The organism is Maricaulis alexandrii (assembly GCF_005871165.1).
In the GTDB taxonomy this organism is placed as follows: domain Bacteria; phylum Pseudomonadota; class Alphaproteobacteria; order Caulobacterales; family Maricaulaceae; genus Maricaulis; species Maricaulis alexandrii.
Genome location: NZ_SWKP01000006.1, coordinates 542,765 through 558,629 on the forward strand (window position 1 = coordinate 542,765; position 15,865 = coordinate 558,629).

The 15,865-nt window shown below is 64.5% G+C and carries 18 protein-coding genes; 5 read left to right on the forward strand and 13 right to left on the reverse strand.

Translation table 11 applies throughout. From position 1 onward, the window contains the following. Positions 1-151: 151 nt before the first annotated feature. The 3 genes from FCS99_RS08920 (at position 152) to FCS99_RS08930 (ending at position 3,681) form a co-directional block, all read left to right on the forward strand. Entirely contained in the window at positions 152-1,936 is a 1,785-nt protein-coding gene (locus FCS99_RS08920; RefSeq protein WP_138511727.1) for an ABC transporter ATP-binding protein, read from the forward strand. An 88-nt stretch (positions 1,937-2,024) separates the two neighbouring features. Then, a complete protein-coding gene (locus FCS99_RS08925) occupies positions 2,025-2,858 on the forward strand; it encodes a thioredoxin family protein (RefSeq protein ID WP_138511728.1) in 834 nt (277 codons plus the stop codon). Position 2,859: 1 nt separating this feature from the next. Beyond that, a complete protein-coding gene (locus FCS99_RS08930; protein ID WP_138511729.1) occupies positions 2,860-3,681 on the forward strand; it encodes a PhzF family phenazine biosynthesis protein in 822 nt (273 codons plus the stop codon). Here FCS99_RS08930 and FCS99_RS08935 read toward each other — a convergent pair. Then, positions 3,675-4,136 (reverse strand): hypothetical protein, encoded by a 462-nt coding sequence (locus FCS99_RS08935; protein WP_138511730.1) that lies wholly within the window; start codon positions 4,134-4,136, stop codon positions 3,675-3,677. The two genes, FCS99_RS08930 and FCS99_RS08935, sit on opposite strands and share 7 nt — an antisense overlap. Before the next feature lie 208 nt (positions 4,137-4,344). Between FCS99_RS08935 and FCS99_RS08940 the strand changes: the two genes are divergently transcribed. Continuing rightward, positions 4,345-5,688: a trypsin-like serine peptidase gene (locus FCS99_RS08940; RefSeq protein ID WP_138511731.1), complete on the forward strand. Its 1,344-nt coding sequence runs from the start codon at positions 4,345-4,347 to the stop codon at positions 5,686-5,688. 6 nt (positions 5,689-5,694) lie between these two features. Here the strand turns inward: FCS99_RS08940 and FCS99_RS08945 are convergent, their stop codons facing one another. After that, positions 5,695-6,948: an alpha/beta hydrolase-fold protein gene (locus FCS99_RS08945; RefSeq protein ID WP_138511732.1), complete on the reverse strand. Its 1,254-nt coding sequence runs from the start codon at positions 6,946-6,948 to the stop codon at positions 5,695-5,697. 66 nt (positions 6,949-7,014) lie between these two features. On the opposite strand from FCS99_RS08945, the gene FCS99_RS08950 reads away from it, so the two are divergent. Further along, entirely contained in the window at positions 7,015-7,686 is a 672-nt protein-coding gene (locus FCS99_RS08950) for a lysoplasmalogenase (protein ID WP_138511733.1), read from the forward strand. Here the strand turns inward: FCS99_RS08950 and FCS99_RS08955 are convergent. From FCS99_RS08955 to FCS99_RS09005, 11 genes are all read right to left on the reverse strand, one after another. After that, positions 7,683-8,732, reverse strand: coding sequence for a DUF481 domain-containing protein (locus FCS99_RS08955; protein ID WP_138511734.1), 1,050 nt, complete (start codon positions 8,730-8,732; stop codon positions 7,683-7,685). The genes FCS99_RS08950 and FCS99_RS08955 overlap by 4 nt on opposite strands. 80 nt (positions 8,733-8,812) lie before the next feature. Then, positions 8,813-9,700 carry an RNA polymerase sigma factor RpoH gene (gene rpoH, locus FCS99_RS08960; protein WP_138511735.1) on the reverse strand — a complete coding sequence of 296 codons (888 nt, stop codon included), beginning with the start codon at positions 9,698-9,700 and terminating at the stop codon, positions 8,813-8,815. A 183-nt stretch (positions 9,701-9,883) separates the two neighbouring features. Continuing rightward, positions 9,884-10,264, reverse strand: coding sequence for a DUF6768 family protein (locus FCS99_RS08965; protein WP_138511736.1), 381 nt, complete (start codon positions 10,262-10,264; stop codon positions 9,884-9,886). Then, positions 10,248-10,832, reverse strand: coding sequence for an RNA polymerase sigma factor (locus FCS99_RS08970; protein ID WP_138511737.1), 585 nt, complete (start codon positions 10,830-10,832; stop codon positions 10,248-10,250). The genes FCS99_RS08965 and FCS99_RS08970 overlap by 17 nt, the downstream gene beginning before the upstream one ends. Before the next feature lie 509 nt (positions 10,833-11,341). Continuing rightward, complete coding sequence (locus FCS99_RS08975) at positions 11,342-11,743, reverse strand: hypothetical protein (protein WP_138511738.1); 402 nt, start codon at positions 11,741-11,743, stop codon at positions 11,342-11,344. Between the two features lie 413 nt (positions 11,744-12,156). Further along, positions 12,157-12,525 (reverse strand): RcnB family protein, encoded by a 369-nt coding sequence (locus FCS99_RS08980; protein ID WP_138511739.1) that lies wholly within the window; start codon positions 12,523-12,525, stop codon positions 12,157-12,159. 66 nt (positions 12,526-12,591) lie between these two features. Further along, complete coding sequence (locus FCS99_RS08985) at positions 12,592-13,617, reverse strand: DUF481 domain-containing protein (RefSeq protein WP_138511740.1); 1,026 nt, start codon at positions 13,615-13,617, stop codon at positions 12,592-12,594. A 108-nt stretch (positions 13,618-13,725) separates the two neighbouring features. After that, positions 13,726-13,905, reverse strand: a complete 180-nt coding sequence (locus FCS99_RS08990) for a hypothetical protein (RefSeq protein WP_138511741.1) — start codon at positions 13,903-13,905, stop codon at positions 13,726-13,728. A gap of 198 nt (positions 13,906-14,103) precedes the next feature. Beyond that, complete coding sequence (locus tag FCS99_RS08995) at positions 14,104-14,526, reverse strand: hypothetical protein (RefSeq protein WP_138511742.1); 423 nt, start codon at positions 14,524-14,526, stop codon at positions 14,104-14,106. A 71-nt stretch (positions 14,527-14,597) separates the two neighbouring features. Next, positions 14,598-15,038 carry a hypothetical protein gene (locus FCS99_RS09000; protein WP_138511743.1) on the reverse strand — a complete coding sequence of 147 codons (441 nt, stop codon included), beginning with the start codon at positions 15,036-15,038 and terminating at the stop codon, positions 14,598-14,600. Between the two features lie 25 nt (positions 15,039-15,063). Further along, a complete protein-coding gene (locus FCS99_RS09005; protein WP_138511744.1) occupies positions 15,064-15,498 on the reverse strand; it encodes a hypothetical protein in 435 nt (144 codons plus the stop codon). Between the last annotated feature and the right edge of the window lie 367 nt (positions 15,499-15,865).

Consider the following 15,865-nt stretch of genomic DNA (forward strand, 5'->3'; position numbering starts at 1 on the left):
CGCTGATGCGCGTTCCGCTCCCGGAACACCCAATCCCGCGCGAGGCGGAGGCGGATTTCGGGCACTCGACGCGTCACCCCGTTTGTTTGTGGATGTTTTCAACTCATGAGGACGGAACCTCTTCCCGCTCCGGCGCGGTTCCGCAACTGCCATGTCCGACTCGCTCGAAATCAACGAAGAAGAAACGCGCGACCGCGTTCTGAACAATACCCAGGTCCTGGCCTATCTGGGCCGGCAATGGCGCCGTCGTCCCTGGCTGCTGGCCGGGATGATCGGCTTCATGAGCCTGGCGACGCTGACCGAACTCCTGATCCCGCTCGCCGCCGGCCGGCTGATCGACACGCTGGCCGCGGGTCCGCAGGATGACGCCCATTGGGGTGCGCTGGGTCTCTATATCGGCGTTGCCGCCGTCTTCTATCTGTTCCGCCAATTGTCCTCGCGCTGCGAAGTCCCCTTCTCATCCGCCAACATGGCCGATTTGACGACCGAGGCCTTCTCGCGGGTCCAGCGCTTCTCGCTGGACTGGCATGCGAACACCTTCGCCGGATCGGTCGTGCGCAAGATCACGCGCGGCATGTGGGCCTATGACAATCTGACCATGAATATCGTCTACGGGGTCGCGCCCTCGGTGGCGGTCATGCTGGGCATGGCCGGGCTGATGGCGATCCGTTGGCCGATCGTGGGCGGTGTCGCCCTGGTTGTGATGATCGCCTTCGTCATCTCGAACCTGGCGCTCAGCCGCTACTATATCCGGCCGCAGAACATCCGCTCCAACGCGCTGGACAGCCAGATCGGTGGTGCCCTGGCCGACGCCGTCGGCGGTATCGCCACGGTGAAGGCCTTCGGCGCGGAGGCGCGCGAGGATGGACGCTTCCACGATCTCGCCTGGCGCTGGCGCACCGAGGCCAAGAAGACCTGGACGCGTTTCGTCAACTCCTGGCTGGTGAACATCGTCACCGATCTGTCGATGCAGGCCGCCCTGGTCGGGCTTCTGGTCTGGCAATGGTCGCGCGGTGCGGCGAGTGCCGGCGATGTCGTGGCCGCGCTGACCGCCTACATGATCGTCGCCTCCTATATGCGGCGTTTCGGCGAGCAGGTGCAGCAGGTCCAGAAATCCATGGACGAGATCCAGGACCTGGCCGTGTTCGACCTTCAGGAGCGCGATGTGGAAGACCGCCCCGGCGCACGCGACTTCGTGCCGTCGAAGGGTGCCATCCGTTTCGACCAGGTCGGCTTCACCTATGCCGGTCAGGACCGTCCGCTCTATTCCGATTTCTCGGTGTCCATCGCGCCCGGTGAGAAAGTGGCCCTGGTCGGCCCGACGGGATCGGGCAAGTCGACCTTCGTGAAACTGGTCCAGCGCCTCTATGACGTGAATGAGGGCCAGGTTGCGATCGACGGTCAGGATGTGCGGGATGTCACGCAGGACAGTCTGCGCCGGCAAATCGCCCTCGTGCCCCAGGACCCGGCGCTCTTCCACCGGTCGATTGCCGACAATATCGCCTATGGCCAGCCCGGTGCGACCCGCGACGACGTCATCGAAGCGGCGAAGGCGGCCCATGCCGATGCCTTCATCCGGCGTCTGCCCCAGGGCTATGACACGCTGGTCGGCGAGCGCGGGGTGAAACTCTCCGGCGGTGAGCGCCAGCGTGTGGCGATCGCCCGGGCGATCCTGGCTGATGCGCCCATCCTGATCCTGGATGAGGCCACATCGAGCCTGGACAATGAGACCGAGCGCGATGTGCAGGCGGCGATGGAGGCAGTGATGGCCGGACGGACAACGATCCTGATCGCCCACCGTCTCTCCACCATCCGCGATGCCGACCGCATCCTCGTCTTCGAGCGCGGCCGCGTCGTGGAACAGGGCACGCATGAAGAGCTCGCGGCGAATGATGACGGGGTTTATGCCCGCCTCGCCGCGCTGGCCGCCGGCTAGGACCGGGGCGCCTGTCTGACACCTTCGTCACTGGCGCCCCGATCCCCACCATGCTTTGCTGCCGCGATCCTGTTTCGTGAGAGTGTCCATGCGCCTGCTTGCCCTGTTCAGCGTCTTTCTCCTCCTCGTCCCGGCCAGCTGGGCCGAGGATGATCATCCGCGCCCGTTCGACGGCAATTTCTCGGCCATGCCGGTGGTGGACACGGCCCTTGAAGAAGCCCGAGACAGCGACAAGCGCCTGCTGCTCGTGCTGGGCGCGAACTGGTGCCATGACAGTCGCGGTCTGGCGCATCATTTCGAGGATCCGGAACTCGCGGCCACGCTCGAGGCGCACTATGTGCTGCGCTATATTGATGTTGACTGGCGCAATGAAAACCAGGCCGTGTCCGCCCGTTTCGGTGTCCCGGCGGTCTATGCCACGCCGACTGTTCTGGTCATTGATCCGGACACGGAGGCCTTGCTGAACCGCGAGGACCGCTCCCGGTGGGGCTCGGCCGCCTCAACCCCCATCGAGGAAGCCCGGGACTGGTTTGCCCGCTGGGCCCAGGACATTCCGTCCCGCAGCGGCGTGCTGGAATCCTCGCTCATCTACCAGGCCATGCTGGTGGAGATCGATATTTTCGAGGAAGAAGAGGCGGAACGCCTGGCTACCGCCTATCGCGATATCGCCGCCTGGCGCGACGCGCCTGCGCCGGGCCGGCCGCCGGATTTCAGCGCGCTGGAACGGGAAGTGGAGACCTGGCGCCGCAGCCTGCCCCGGCAGGTCCAGGCCTTGCGCGGTCAGGCCCGCAGCCTGGTCGCCGCCGCCCTGTCCGACCTCGCTGATGGTGAGCCGATCACCCCGGAACTGGTCGCCCGGCTGGATATGGAAGATCCGGACCTGGCACTCGACTTCGAGCGTCACGAAAGCGAGGTCTGGTAGGATGACGACCTGCCCCTATTTCGAGATCCATGCCTTTGCCATTCCGGGCCGGGACTTCACCGGCAATCCGGCCGGGGTCTGCCTGATGGACGACTTCCCCGACGATGCCGTTCTGGCCGGCATTGCCGCCTCCAACAATCTGTCCGAGACGGCCTTCCTGGTGCCGCGCGGCGAGGATGTCTGGCATCTGCGCTGGTTCACCCCGTCCATTGAAGTGGATTTGTGCGGCCACGCCACGCTGGCAGCTGGCGCCGTGCTGTTCGCGACCGGCCGGGTGAAGGGCGACCACGCCGCCTTCGACACGCGGTCAGGCCAGCTCCGGGTCGGACGCGATACGGCCGGCTATGCCATGGACCTGCCGGCCATCGGCTTCAAACCGGCCGTGGCATCGCCCGCCCTTGCGTCCGCGCTTGGTCTGGAGACCGGCCCCCAGGCCGTCTTCAATGTCGAACGCATTCACGGCGCTTCCTACCAGATGTGGGTGATGGCCGATGAGGCCGCTGTGAAGCTGGCGGAACCCGATCACGGGCAGCTGCGCAAACTGGACACCAACATCATTCTCACAGCACCCGGTCAGGCGGTGGATTTCGTGTCCCGCTTCTTCGCACCGGCGTCCGGCGTGGATGAGGACCCGGTCACCGGGTCCGCCCATTGCACGCTGACACCCTATTGGTCGGAGCGTCTGGGCAAGGGACGGATGACAGCCCGCCAGATCGGGCCGCGCCCGGGGGCGCTGGAGGTGGAAAACAAGGCGGGGCGCGTCGCCCTTTACGGCCACGCGCCCCGATTCCTGTCCGGAGAGATCATTCTGGGTGATCAATAGCGGCGGCCATGACGGCCACGCCCGCGGTCATGGTGGTCATCAAAGCGGTTGCGATAGGCATTGTGCCGGCCGCGCGGATACTCGAAGCGCACATTGATCCAGCGGCGCTCGCCCCAGCGGTCCATGACGTAGAAGCCACCATTGCGCGACCGGTAGACCGTGCCGGGCGTGTCGAACCGGTGGGTATCGAAACGGGCCGGGCTGTAACGGTCATTCCAGTGCCGGCTTTCATAGCGCCAGGCACGCGGCGGGCAATTGATCACCCGGCGGTCGCGATAATCCTCGCGCAGATCGGCCCGGCCCGTGGTGATCCGGCTGTCATGCCGGTCTTCACGCAGGTCCGGACAGGCGGCGGCATTGAGCACCCAGGTATCGGCGCTCGCGGAACCGGCAAAGGCCGCGGAACCGAGTGTCGAAAGCACCAGGGCGGCAGCAAGCGTTTTGATCGAAGTCATGGCGTTTCCTTTCTTCGGCGACGAGCCTTCATGTCGGGATGCATTGAGCCATGACGCGGCTGAGCCCGGCTTGAATACCGTGTTCAGGGGACAGTCATCTTTGTGAACGTTAGATAGAAGACGGCCAAGCGCCTGGTTTCGTGTCGAAATCGGGCCATGTTTTGGGGCAGGAGCCGAACACCGGCGCAGACAGGGGACAGGAGCCGACATGACACCGCGTATAATCACCGCCGCAATTCTCGCCTGTTCATTGCCGGGATGGGCCCTGGCCCAGACGCAAGCGGCGGCACCGTCCCGCCTCGATGAACCCGCCCTGGAAGGCGCTCCGCCCGCTGACACCACCGAAGTTGCAGAGCGTCTGAGCAGTCGCGAGATCGGTAATTGGTTGCGCCAGGTCGGCAGCAAACCGCCCAAGCCGGAAGGCGGCGCCGCGCCGTCCCGCCGCTATACCGGCACGGATACCTGCCGCTGGGCCAATGATGGCGAATGCGATGATCCGGGCATCGGGACCGGAGCCTGCCAGCAGGGCACGGACTATTCCGATTGCTGGCGCCTGGTGGAGGGCGTCGAGGACAATACCTGTCGCTGGGCCAATGATGGCGAATGTGATGAGCCGGGCTTCGGCACCGGCGCCTGCACCCAGGCCACCGACCTGGCCGATTGCGGCGACATCATCCATCTGCGTTTCCGCAATGACAGCTGCGAGACCGCCTTTGACGGCGTCTGCAACGAGCCGGGCGTCGGCGACGGCACGTGCGAAGACCGCACCGACCGCGCCGATTGCTTCGGCCGGGATCGCCCCCTGACCATCAATGACCATTATTTCGGCCGGGACGACCGCGTCTTCATGGACACGACCGTCTTCCCTTGGGTGACGGTTGGCCAGGTGAGTTTCGATTCAGGCGGCGCCTGCACGGCAACCCTGATCGCCGATGACGTGCTGATCACCGCCGCCCATTGCATCGCCGACAATGGCCGCTTCGACATGCGCGGCACTTTCACCACCGGCTATGGCCGGCCGGGCGGCGCCGTGTCGGCCCGGGTGATCGACTATTTCGCCGACCCGCAATGGAATGAGCAGCGTTTCTCCTCGACCGATGATCTGGACGGGACGGACTGGGCCCTGCTACGGATCGACACGCCGCTCGGTGCCGAGCTGGGGCATGTCGGCGTGCGCGGCTTGGTCGACACATCGGGCTCGAGAAGCGCCATGCGGGCCGATCTCTACCAGGCCGGGTACAGCTGGGACACGGGCACGCATCTGTCCGGCAATATCGGCTGCCACATGGTCCAGATCTATGACGACAACACGATGGCCCATGATTGCGACACGACCCGCGGCGACAGCGGATCACCCTTCATGGTGCGCGAAGGCGACGAATACTTCGTGGTCGCGACGGATTCCAATTTCCGCTCCAATCCGAACGGCCCGATGATCTATATCGCCGCCCGCTCGGATCGCTGGATCCAGTATTACGAGGATTTCGTCGCCGGCCGCATCGGCCAGATGCGCCAGCAGCGCCCGGCGGGCGGTGTCAAACCGCCCAAATAGTGCGCCTCAGTCCTCGCCAAGCAGGTCGACCAGACCCGCAGCGAGCGCATGGCGCCAGCCGGCCACGTCATGTCCGCCAGCATAAAGGTGGCGGGTGACGGCATAGCCCTGGGCCTCCAGCGCGGCGGCGAAAAGGTGATTGGTGTCCAACATGACATGGCCGCCATTCGTGCTGGTCTCGACATATTCCAGCCGTCCGGCCGCCAGGAAGAAGCGGGGCCCCGGGGCGTCGATTGCGGGAATTCGGCGCGCCAGCCATTCCGGCGCCTCCCCGTCCGGTGACCAATAGTAACTGCCCGACAGGGAGATCACACCGGAGAACAGATCCGGATGCTCCAGTGCGGCCAGGCTGGCGACGAGACCCCGCCGTGAGGCCCCGCCCAGGATGACCGGACAATCCGGCCCGGCCAGGCCACTCGCCTCAAGCCAGGGGCGCAGTTCACGGGCCAGGAAGTCGACCTGGTCGGCATAGGCCCGCGCCGCACTGGCGGGATCGAGCTGGTCGATGAGAACAAGATGCGTCGGCGGGATCTGCCCGTCGCGTGCCAGATTGTGCAGCGTGTCCCGCGCCGGTGCCCGCTCCCCCCACAGGAAAGCGTCATAGAGAACCAGGACCGGTGCGCAGTCCCCGGCATCCGGCGCGCTTTGGATATGCAGGCTGACATCCCGCCCCAGCGCATCGCTGGACAGGATCTCTGCCTCCATCGCATCGGACCAGGACAGGACCGGCCGAATGGGCGCCATGTCCGGGGCCCGCTCCAGGCGGAGGACGGATTCAGCCGACGCGCCCCGCAAGCGGCGCGGATTGTGCGGATCGGACTGCCGGATCCAGCGTTCACCACGGCCTTCCAGGAAGGAATAGACCGCCTCGGTATCGGTTTGCACCTCCAGCTGGATCCACCAGATCGGCGTGCCCGGAAGGCGTTGCATGGGCAAGGTGAAATCGCGCCGGTAGTCGGTCACGGGCTGCCGGGCCAGCGGCGCCGCGATGACGCTGTCCAAGCGCACGCCATGGGCGTCGGGGGCAGACCGGTAGATGAAAGTGACCCGCGCCCGGCCCGGATCATCGTCCACCGGCTCAATGATCGGCAGGGGCCCGGCACTCAGACCATTCCAGACCAGTTCAACGGCCTGGGGCTGGACCGCCAGGCGCGCCTGGGCCGCCTGCAGGGCTGGCGGCAATTGCGCCATGGCCGGGCCCGCCAGCCAGGCCAGCACGACAAGGACCAGTATTCCCCCAAACCCCACACGCGGCCGCATGCCCGTGTCCCTTTTTCCAATTCGCCGCTCAGTCTAACGTCAACACAAAGAGCGGGGAGACCATCAATGACAGCCTTGAGCCAACGGCTTGCCGGGGACCGTACGGCCCAGATCATCCTGGGCCTGTCCGCCCTGTTCGGCCTGGCCTATCTCTTCCATGATTTCGGACTGGCCGCGCCCTATCCGGTCAATGTCGTGATCAAGGCGGCGGGGATCATCCTGCTCGCCGTCTTTGCCTGGCAGCAAAAGCATCCCGTCCTGGCCCTGGGCCTCTTCCTGGGATCTCTGGGCGATATCTTCCTGGCCCTGGAACCGACCCAGCTGGCCGCCGGGATCGGTGCCTTCGGTCTGGGCCATCTGGTCTATATCTACCTCTTCGCCCGCATCCGCCTCAACGAGGGTGGTCGCGGCGGCTGGAGCCGGATCGCGGCGCTGGCCCTGGCCGCCTATGGCGTGGTGATCCTGTCCTGGCTCCAGCCCTATTTCGGCGAGCTGCAGGTTCCGGCCTCGATCTACAACGCCATCATCCTGATCATGGCCGTTCTGGCGCTGATCGGCCGCGCCCCGCCCCTCGCCGTCGCGGGTGCCCTGCTTTTCGTGGTCTCCGACAGTGTCCTGGCCGTCCGCCTGTTCGCCGAGCAATTGCCCTGGGCCGGCTGGGTGGTCTGGGTCACCTACTATCTCGCACAGGCCTTCATCGCCCTGGGCCTGACCGAGCCGCGACCGGAGGACGTCTAGAACTCGCGCACGATGGAGAAATCGAGCCGGCTGTCCGTGGCCTCCACGCCCGGCTGCGGCTCGAATTCGTGTTTGACGCGATAGCCCAACTCCACGCCCCAGCTGTCGGAAATGGCGGTGGTCAGCTTGAAGCGCTGTTCGCCGCGCGGTTCGGGCCCGGCCAGGAGCGTGGTCTCGGCGGACAATTGTGCGGTTTCCGTCAGGGCCAGGTCATAGACCGAGCCGAATTCCAGCACCCAGCGGGTCCGGCCTTCCTGACCGACCGGCACGCGATAGCGCACGCCGGGGCCCGCCCGCAGGATCCAGCTTTGCCGTTCATCATCGAGCGGGTGATAGGTCCCGCCCGCGGCGAGGAGGGTGGAGAAGTCATAGCCGGACATGCGGTCCTGCTCATAGCTGGAGCCGACGAAATAGCTCCACTGGTCCACCGAGGGCTGTTCGCCGCGCGCTTCCACAATCAACCGATCGCGCGTCGTGACACCGGCATTCTCGGTGTAGAAATACTCCGCCTTGCCGTCGAACCCCCAGCCACCATTGAGCGGGCGGCGGAATTCCAATGCCAGATTGTAGTCGGTCTGTTCGGTATTGCCCTGGTCGATGGCGAGCCCGAGCTTCACACGGCCGTCCCAGTGATAGGGGTGCAGCCAGTCCATCGCGCCGTCCCAATGGGAAACCGGGCGAGTGACACCGGTATCATTTGCGGAAGTGGAAGCCGCGCCGGCCGGGCTGGTTTCGTCCTCCGGGATCACCGCGCCTTCCGGTGCGGGACGGGTCAGCCGGGCCAGTTCCCCGGGCGCGACAGACGTGCTCCAGGTCTCGATCAGCCCCAGACGGCGCGGCGTCAATTCCGCGACGGCAGCCAGGATTTCCTCGCGTCCACCGGGCACGACACTGGCCAGAAGATCGGCTGTTTCCAGGAATTCCGCGTCGCTCTGGCGGGCATCCGCCGCCTCCAGCAGCGTCCGGTAATCATCGGACAGATCGGCATGGGCAGACGGACAGACAATCACCGCCGCCGTGACAAGCGGAAGAACAGACAAGCGCATACGCAGGACCTTTCGTATGACAAAAGACCTACCGGCTGGGCACCGGCAGGTCCAGTCATGCGATACGCACTTGCCTCAAACTAGTTGAGAAGACCTTGCTCCGCGGCCATTTCCTTCATGGCCTTCTGGAGCTTTTCAAAGGCCCGCACCTCGATCTGGCGGATCCGCTCACGGCTGACGCCGTAATGATCAGCCAGTTCCTCGAGCGTCTTGGGTTCTTCCGACAGGCGACGCTCCTGCAGGATATGCTGCTCGCGATCATTGAGCTCGCCCATCGCGGACTGAAGCAGGGTCATGCGCGTATCGAACTCGTCCGACTGGGCGAGTTCCTCTTCCTGGCTTTCCGCTTCGTCATCGGACAGCCAGTCCTGCCATTGCCCTTCGCCTTCGGTCCCGCGCAGCGGCGCGTTCAGGGAGGCGTCCGGTCCGGACAGGCGGCCATTCATCGAGACCACATCATCCTCGGTCACGCCGAGCTTGGTGGCGATCGCCTCGACCTGGTCCGGTTTGAGATCACCCTCATCGATGGCCTGCATCTGGCTCTTCATGCGGCGCAGGTTGAAGAAGAGCTTCTTCTGCGCAGCCGTCGTGCCCATCTTCACCAGCGACCAGGACCGCAGGATGTATTCCTGGATCGAGGCGCGGATCCACCACATGGCATAGGTGGCCAGACGGAAGCCCTTGTCGGGATCGAATTTCTTGACCGCCTGCATCAGGCCGACATTGCCTTCGGAAATCACTTCGGCCATGGGCAGGCCGTAGCCGCGATAGCCCATGGCAATCTTGGCGACGAGGCGCAGGTGTGACGTCACCAGCTTCTCGGCGGCGTCGGTATCTTCATGCTCGCGCCAGCGCTTGCCCAGCATGAATTCCTCATCCTTGGACAGCATCGGGAACCGGCGGATCTCCGCGAGATAGCTGGAGAGCCCCTGTTCGGGCGAGAGCGCGACTGAAACTGCATTGGCCATAAGCAACATCCTATCCCATCGGCGAACAGCGGACATGCGTCATTTGCACGCCCCCCATCGCCGCGTCCGAGACTTATTTGGGTATCCGTTTCACCGAATGTAACCCCCTCACGCCCGTGTGATGCGCATGGGGGCCATTCGTGAATGCTTGAGTGCCGGACTCAGGCACTCTGACCGGAACAATCACCGAGCCTGTCCCCGCGCGAGCTGGAGCTCCAACCGCTTGATTTCACGCAGGACGCGATTGGACAGGAGCTGGTAGCCGAGCGTGGATTTCATGAAGAGGCCGACAAAGACCGCTACCAGGATCAGAACGCCCCAGCGCATCGTCAGGACCGGGTCTGTGGTCTGGAACATGTTCCAGGCGCCCCAGATGGCGATGCCGGCAGCCACGATATTGGTGATGTAGATCACCCACATCACCCAGGCCAGCTTGCCGCGAAACAGGCCGATGGCCTGGGCGAAATAGCCGGGCTCCTCGCCCAGTTCGCCGAAAATCTCGCGATCCTCGGCATCGAGCGCTTCATTGATCATCCGGTCGAGATCATCACTGCTGTGTGTCATCGCCCTCTCCTTCCTGATGGGAAACGAAATGCGCGGCGAGCTTGCGCCTTGCATGCATGAGCCGTGTTTTCACCGTGCCGGAGGGCACGCCGAGCACGACGGCAATTTCGGATACGGACAGCCCGTCCTGATGATGCAGGGCGAGCGTGATGCGCTGATTGTCGGGCAGGTGCGCCATCGCCTGACGGATGGAGGCCAGGTCGGACCGGGTCTCCGCCTCGCCTTCACCATCCACCGCCGCCCCGGCCCATTCCAGGCTCAAACCCTGGGCCAGGCGGCGTTCGCCCTGGCGCGAACGCACCCGGGCCGCAGCCTTGCGGGACACAATGCGCCAGGCCCAGGCCGGAAAGGCCGCCGGTGCCTGCAGCCGGTTCAGCCCGCGGACAATGTCCAGCCAGGCTTCCTGCATGATATCACCCGCCTGTTCGGCATCATCGCTGAGGCGCCGGGCATGGCGCAGCAAATCGCCCTGCCACAGCCGGACGAGCTGCTCGAACGCCCGACGGTCGCCGGCCTGCGCCTGCAGGACGAGATACTCACCGAGAAGACGTTTGCGGGTGTCAGCCATCCAGTTATCCCCCAGCGGCCGGAAACAGGCCGTGTTCAGGGATAAGGTGCGCGCAACCGGAGTTTCGGTTCAAGGACGCTGATTGGTGATTGCAGGCAGCCTCGGCTATGCTGCTGGGGCTATCGGAGACAACGCCATGTTCAAAACGCTCGCCTGCGCGTCCCTGCTGATGGCTGGCCTGCCAGCCGCCGCCACAGCCCAGCCCCGTCCCCAGAGCGAGAGCCCGCCGCGAACGGACAGGTGCGAGACGGACCGCACGTCACCCGCTTGCCGGACCCGGCGTGACGGAATGCCCCGGACTGGCCCTGCCACCGCGAATGAGCTGGGCGGCGGTGATCCGGGATGGGAAGTGCAATCCGATGGCGAGGCAGAGGATCAAACCCTGGAACTTGGCGGTGGTGATCCGGGTTGGGAAGTTCATCGCGATGCCACTATCGAGCCAACGCCCCAGGCACCGCAGAACCCGCGACGACCTCAACGCTCAAACGGCCCTGACAGACCCTGACCCGTCAGCCGGTCTTGCTCACTGGGGGTTTGAACTGGAGATAGCCTCGCTCCACCATGCGGCGGGTCGCTTCATAGGCTTCCGACAATTCCTCATAGGCCGCGCGCAGGAGGGTGAGGCGTTTGACCTCTTCCTCGGTCAGCGGGGACCGGGAACGGGCGGCGGACATGGCCGCATCCACCCAGGCACTGCGGGCCTTGGAAGCAGAGAGGGCCAGATTCTGGAAATCCTCGATGCCGACCGAATGGATGGTCTTGGACATGACCGCCTGATTGGCGGCGAACACCGTATAGTCAATCTGTTCGAGATGGCCGCGGCGCTTGCGCTGCTCGGCCGGGTCCTCGACCAGGTCCGGTTCAAAATGATCGGATACGCGGCGATAGCTGGACGTCACGATCTTGCCCATGGCGATACCTCCTCTACGGGCATCAAGGGCAAAGTTTCGCCGAAAAGGCCTTAATAAAGCGTGCAATATTGCCCGCTGCGGCGTCAGGTCGATTGAACATTCCGGAAAAAGGGCCGGACCGGTGCCACATGGGCGGGCGGGCACCGGTCCGTAAAAGGCCCAAGCCGGAAGCCGGGACACCCCAGTGGCGTACTAGGGACGTAGGGGGCACGAGAATGGCCCGGCTTCCGACGGTCATCCGGTGGCGCCTAGGCACCCCCGAATATCAGCACCAGGGACCCCGCCAGGAAGGCGACGGAATAGAAGTAGGTCCTGAACCGCGTCCGCATGAGAGGACTCCCTGATACCGTGTCGAACGGGTAACGCGCGGACCGGGCGGAGGTTCCCGGTCACTTGCACATTTCTCCGTCCGATCAGTGGTCGACCAGATCGGCCACCAGCTGGGTCGCGGCCTCGATCAGCAGGACTTCCTCATCCACACGAACATAATAGTGACCCTGCGGCGGGCGGCGCAGGCCGTAGCGGTCGGGTTCCCGGATCACGACATAGTCCGTCCGGCCAAACCGGTCGCCGACCTGCCAGGCATCACGCTGACCATCGCGATAACCCTGTTCATAGGCCTGCGCTTCGCGATGACGCGAAGGCTCGCCGGGCTCGCACACGCCCTGACGGGCATGTCCGGGCGGGCAATGCGGCGGATCGGCCGCGGCTGGCGCACCGGTCGCGAGGGCCAGGCCAACGGCCAGAACAGGAAGGGTGGTCGTCATCAATTGCGCTTTCATGGTCAGCCTCCTTTCCAAGTGGCTCACCTGTTCAACGCGTCAGACGCCCAAGGGTTCAGATGGAAATCAGAACCCGTAGAGAAGGGAGATGTCGAGCCGCGTATCGGTCGGCTCGAAACCGGGCCGGTCCTCAAACTCATGCTCGATGCGCAGACCGGTCTGCAGGGCCCAGTCCCCGAACAGGCGGCTGGTCAGGCGGAAGCGCTGATCCACCCGCGATCCACCGCCCAGGAAGCCCGTGGTCTCGGAGGCGAATTCCACCGTGTCGGAGAAGGCATAGCTGAAGCTGGATCCGACCTCCCCGACCCAGTCGGTCAGCGTCTCACCGCCCAGGGCCGGCTCGCGATAGCGCTGACCGGCACCGGCGCGCAATTGCCAGTCCGCCTTGTCGCCGGCGATGGGATGCCAGATCCCACCCGCAGTCACGAAGGCCGAGGCCTGGTAGAGGCCGATCTCGTCGCGCTCATAGGAGCCGCCGGCATAATAGCCCAGACCGGAGTCCAGTTCGCGCGAGACGCGGGCTTCGGCGAGCCAATTGTCCCGCGTGGTGGCGACGGCATTCTCGGAGAAGAAGTATTCGAACTGGCTGTCCAGCTGCCAACCATGCTGGAATTCACGGTCCAGTTCGACGGCAAAGGTGAAGTCGGTCAGTTCCGAATTGCCGCGCTCGACATTGATGCCGAAGCGGATATGACCGGACCAGCTGTCGGCCTGCAGGGCGCGGATCGGCGCTGCCAGCCAGCTGCCGGAGCCTTCCGGGGCCTCGGCCAGATCGACCGGCGCCTCGATGGAGCGGTGTTCGGGCTGCGGGGCTTCGGCAACCGGGGTTTCGGTGGGAGCCGGATCCGGCAGCGGCCAATCGGCCACGGCGTCGGCACGGTTGGAGAAATGATCGAGAATGGCCTGGTGCACCGTCGCCCGCCCGCCGGGGACGAGGACAGAGACCATGTCGGCGATCTCGACGAAACGTTCATCCGGCGTATCCCGACGGTCGGCCTCGGCCAGCAATTGGCGGTAGCTTTCCGGCAGTTCGGCATGCGCCAGGGCCGGCAGGAACAGCACGGCCAGGGCGGCGATCAGGATACGCGGCATGATTATCCCCTCAGACATCGGCCCGTCGAACGAGTATCGGGCCTTAACTATGCCGGGGGATTTAAGATTTTATGGCCTCGCGTCGAGACCCGTCTGCAGATCGGGCCGCTAGAGGGCGATCTCGATCGTCCGGACGCCCTGATTGCGGCCGGCCGGTTGCACGGCCTGGACGACGTGACGGGCTTCGGCCGCCTGTTCCAGCTTGGCGTAGGAGGCCAGGCGCTGCGCCTTCTTCTCTTGCTCGCGACGGTCGGCCAGCATGGCGGATTTCAGCGTCTCTTCGGACATGACGATCTCCTCTCTCTATCGAAGCAAATCTAGCGATTGACCCGATCAATAGGAAATCGATCTTTGCGATGAGAGGTATTGAAACCGGCTATGAGCGCCAGCCTGGTCAGGCTGAACCTGCTCAGTTCATCTCAACCTCTTCCGGCGCCTCACCCGTCCAGCAGCCGGACATGTCCGGGACTATCGCCCCGCTTTACGTCAACGGGTCCGCCGGATGGTCATCTGACCCCAATAGGCCCGATCGATAAAGCACGCTTCCATGACCGTTTCGTGCAGCTCCATTTCGGGCCAGCTGTCACAGCCATCGCTGAAAACATTGTACGCTTCGGCATGAAAATCGATCTCGACAGACCCGTCCCGGATCGTGATCTGCCCGTCTCCGTCATAGCCCTGTCCCTGCTCGACCGGACCTTCGCCCGCTCCCGCACAATTCAATCGGAGGTCAAGGCTTTCACCGATCCGCATCTGGCAGCTCATGGCCGAGATGCTGTCGCCCATCTCCAGCAGATAAGCCTGACCGGCCGGGTTGCCCGCCTGCGCATCCTGAGCGGACGCCGTGCCGGCCGGAAGACCGGTCAGAAGCCCGGCCAATCCGGCGATAAAGACGGTTTTCAAAGACATGGTGTTTCCCCTTGGCTGCCCGCAGTCGATCATGTCTGCGCTTGACGGGAGATGAACGTCACAGGCCGCCCCTATTCGTGCATGTATTCCACCCGACCGTAATTGTCGGAGAAATCGGTGCCGCCCTCATCGGGTACCCAGCACAGGCTGGTGAAGGCGATATCCTCGCCGCTCTGATAATCCGGCCAGGGATTACAGACCGCGCTCAGCGGATTGCCGATCTCATCCAGCAGGACATTGCTGACCGTCACCGCACCGGTGGCATCCATCGACCAGCCCATCTCCCATTCATCCGGATTGAAATTGGGCAGCGGCGAGTCCTCCGGCGTGGTCACCACGACCTGGCCCTCCGACTCGAACACGACCAGTATTTGGCGGCCCGAATGGGTCTGCATGACAAAGTGCGAGCCTTCCGGCGAGACCGGGCCATCGGCCAGCACGACCGGCGTCGCCAGCATCAGCACCACGGCGCCGGTGCCGGCCATGGCAGCCTGTTTCCAAAATGTCGTCATGAAGCTCCCCCTTCCGATTCAGCCCTCATTCCGGACTCCCCGAAACCACGGTGACGGTCTCGATCAGATGCGCTTCGCTGACATTGCGGAGCCAGCACAGCGGATCGCCGTTCAGGGTAAAGCTCGGCTCCGCATAGGCGAACGCATCATCCACCTGCCAGACATCGCCGGCCCGGTAGTCCGGCCAGGGACCGCATACGGTGCGGCCAAGTCTCAACTCCTGATAGGTGATCATCACATCACCCTCCAGCATGACCCAGCTGGCATTCCAGCCGGAGCACAGGGCCGGACGCCCGTCAGCCTGAAAAGTGCCATCGGCCAGAAAGGTCAAGGTGCAGGTTGATCCCGCATAATCGAAGGAGACCGTCTCTCCGGCGGGCAGACGCCCGCCATCATCGGCGAAAGCGGCCGGCGCGATCACCATCACCGCAGCCGCCAGGAATACGTGAAACCAATACATGCTCATCCCCTGATCCTGGCACAGCCAAGCATGACGGGGATTAACGCCGCGTGTGCTCTACCCTCTTCCTGCCGAACAGAATTCGGGATGCGCCCGGACCGGCACCGCAAACAGCGCCACGCGCTGGCACGCTGGCGGTATGAGGGGTGCGGGACACAGAAAGGCGTCGTCGCTTGAGTAATTTGGGTGACACCCACCGGTGTCTCGCACGCGAAGATTTCCTCCCGCCTCTCGACGGGGCTTCAAGACCGGGTGGGTACAGGTTCCGACCGTTGGAACCAGCGGACCCCCTCGATAGCCGTCTTTTCGGTGCCGCAGGTCAGCTCGACCCTCCAAGACGCTCCGCTCCCCCAACACCCCCGACCTG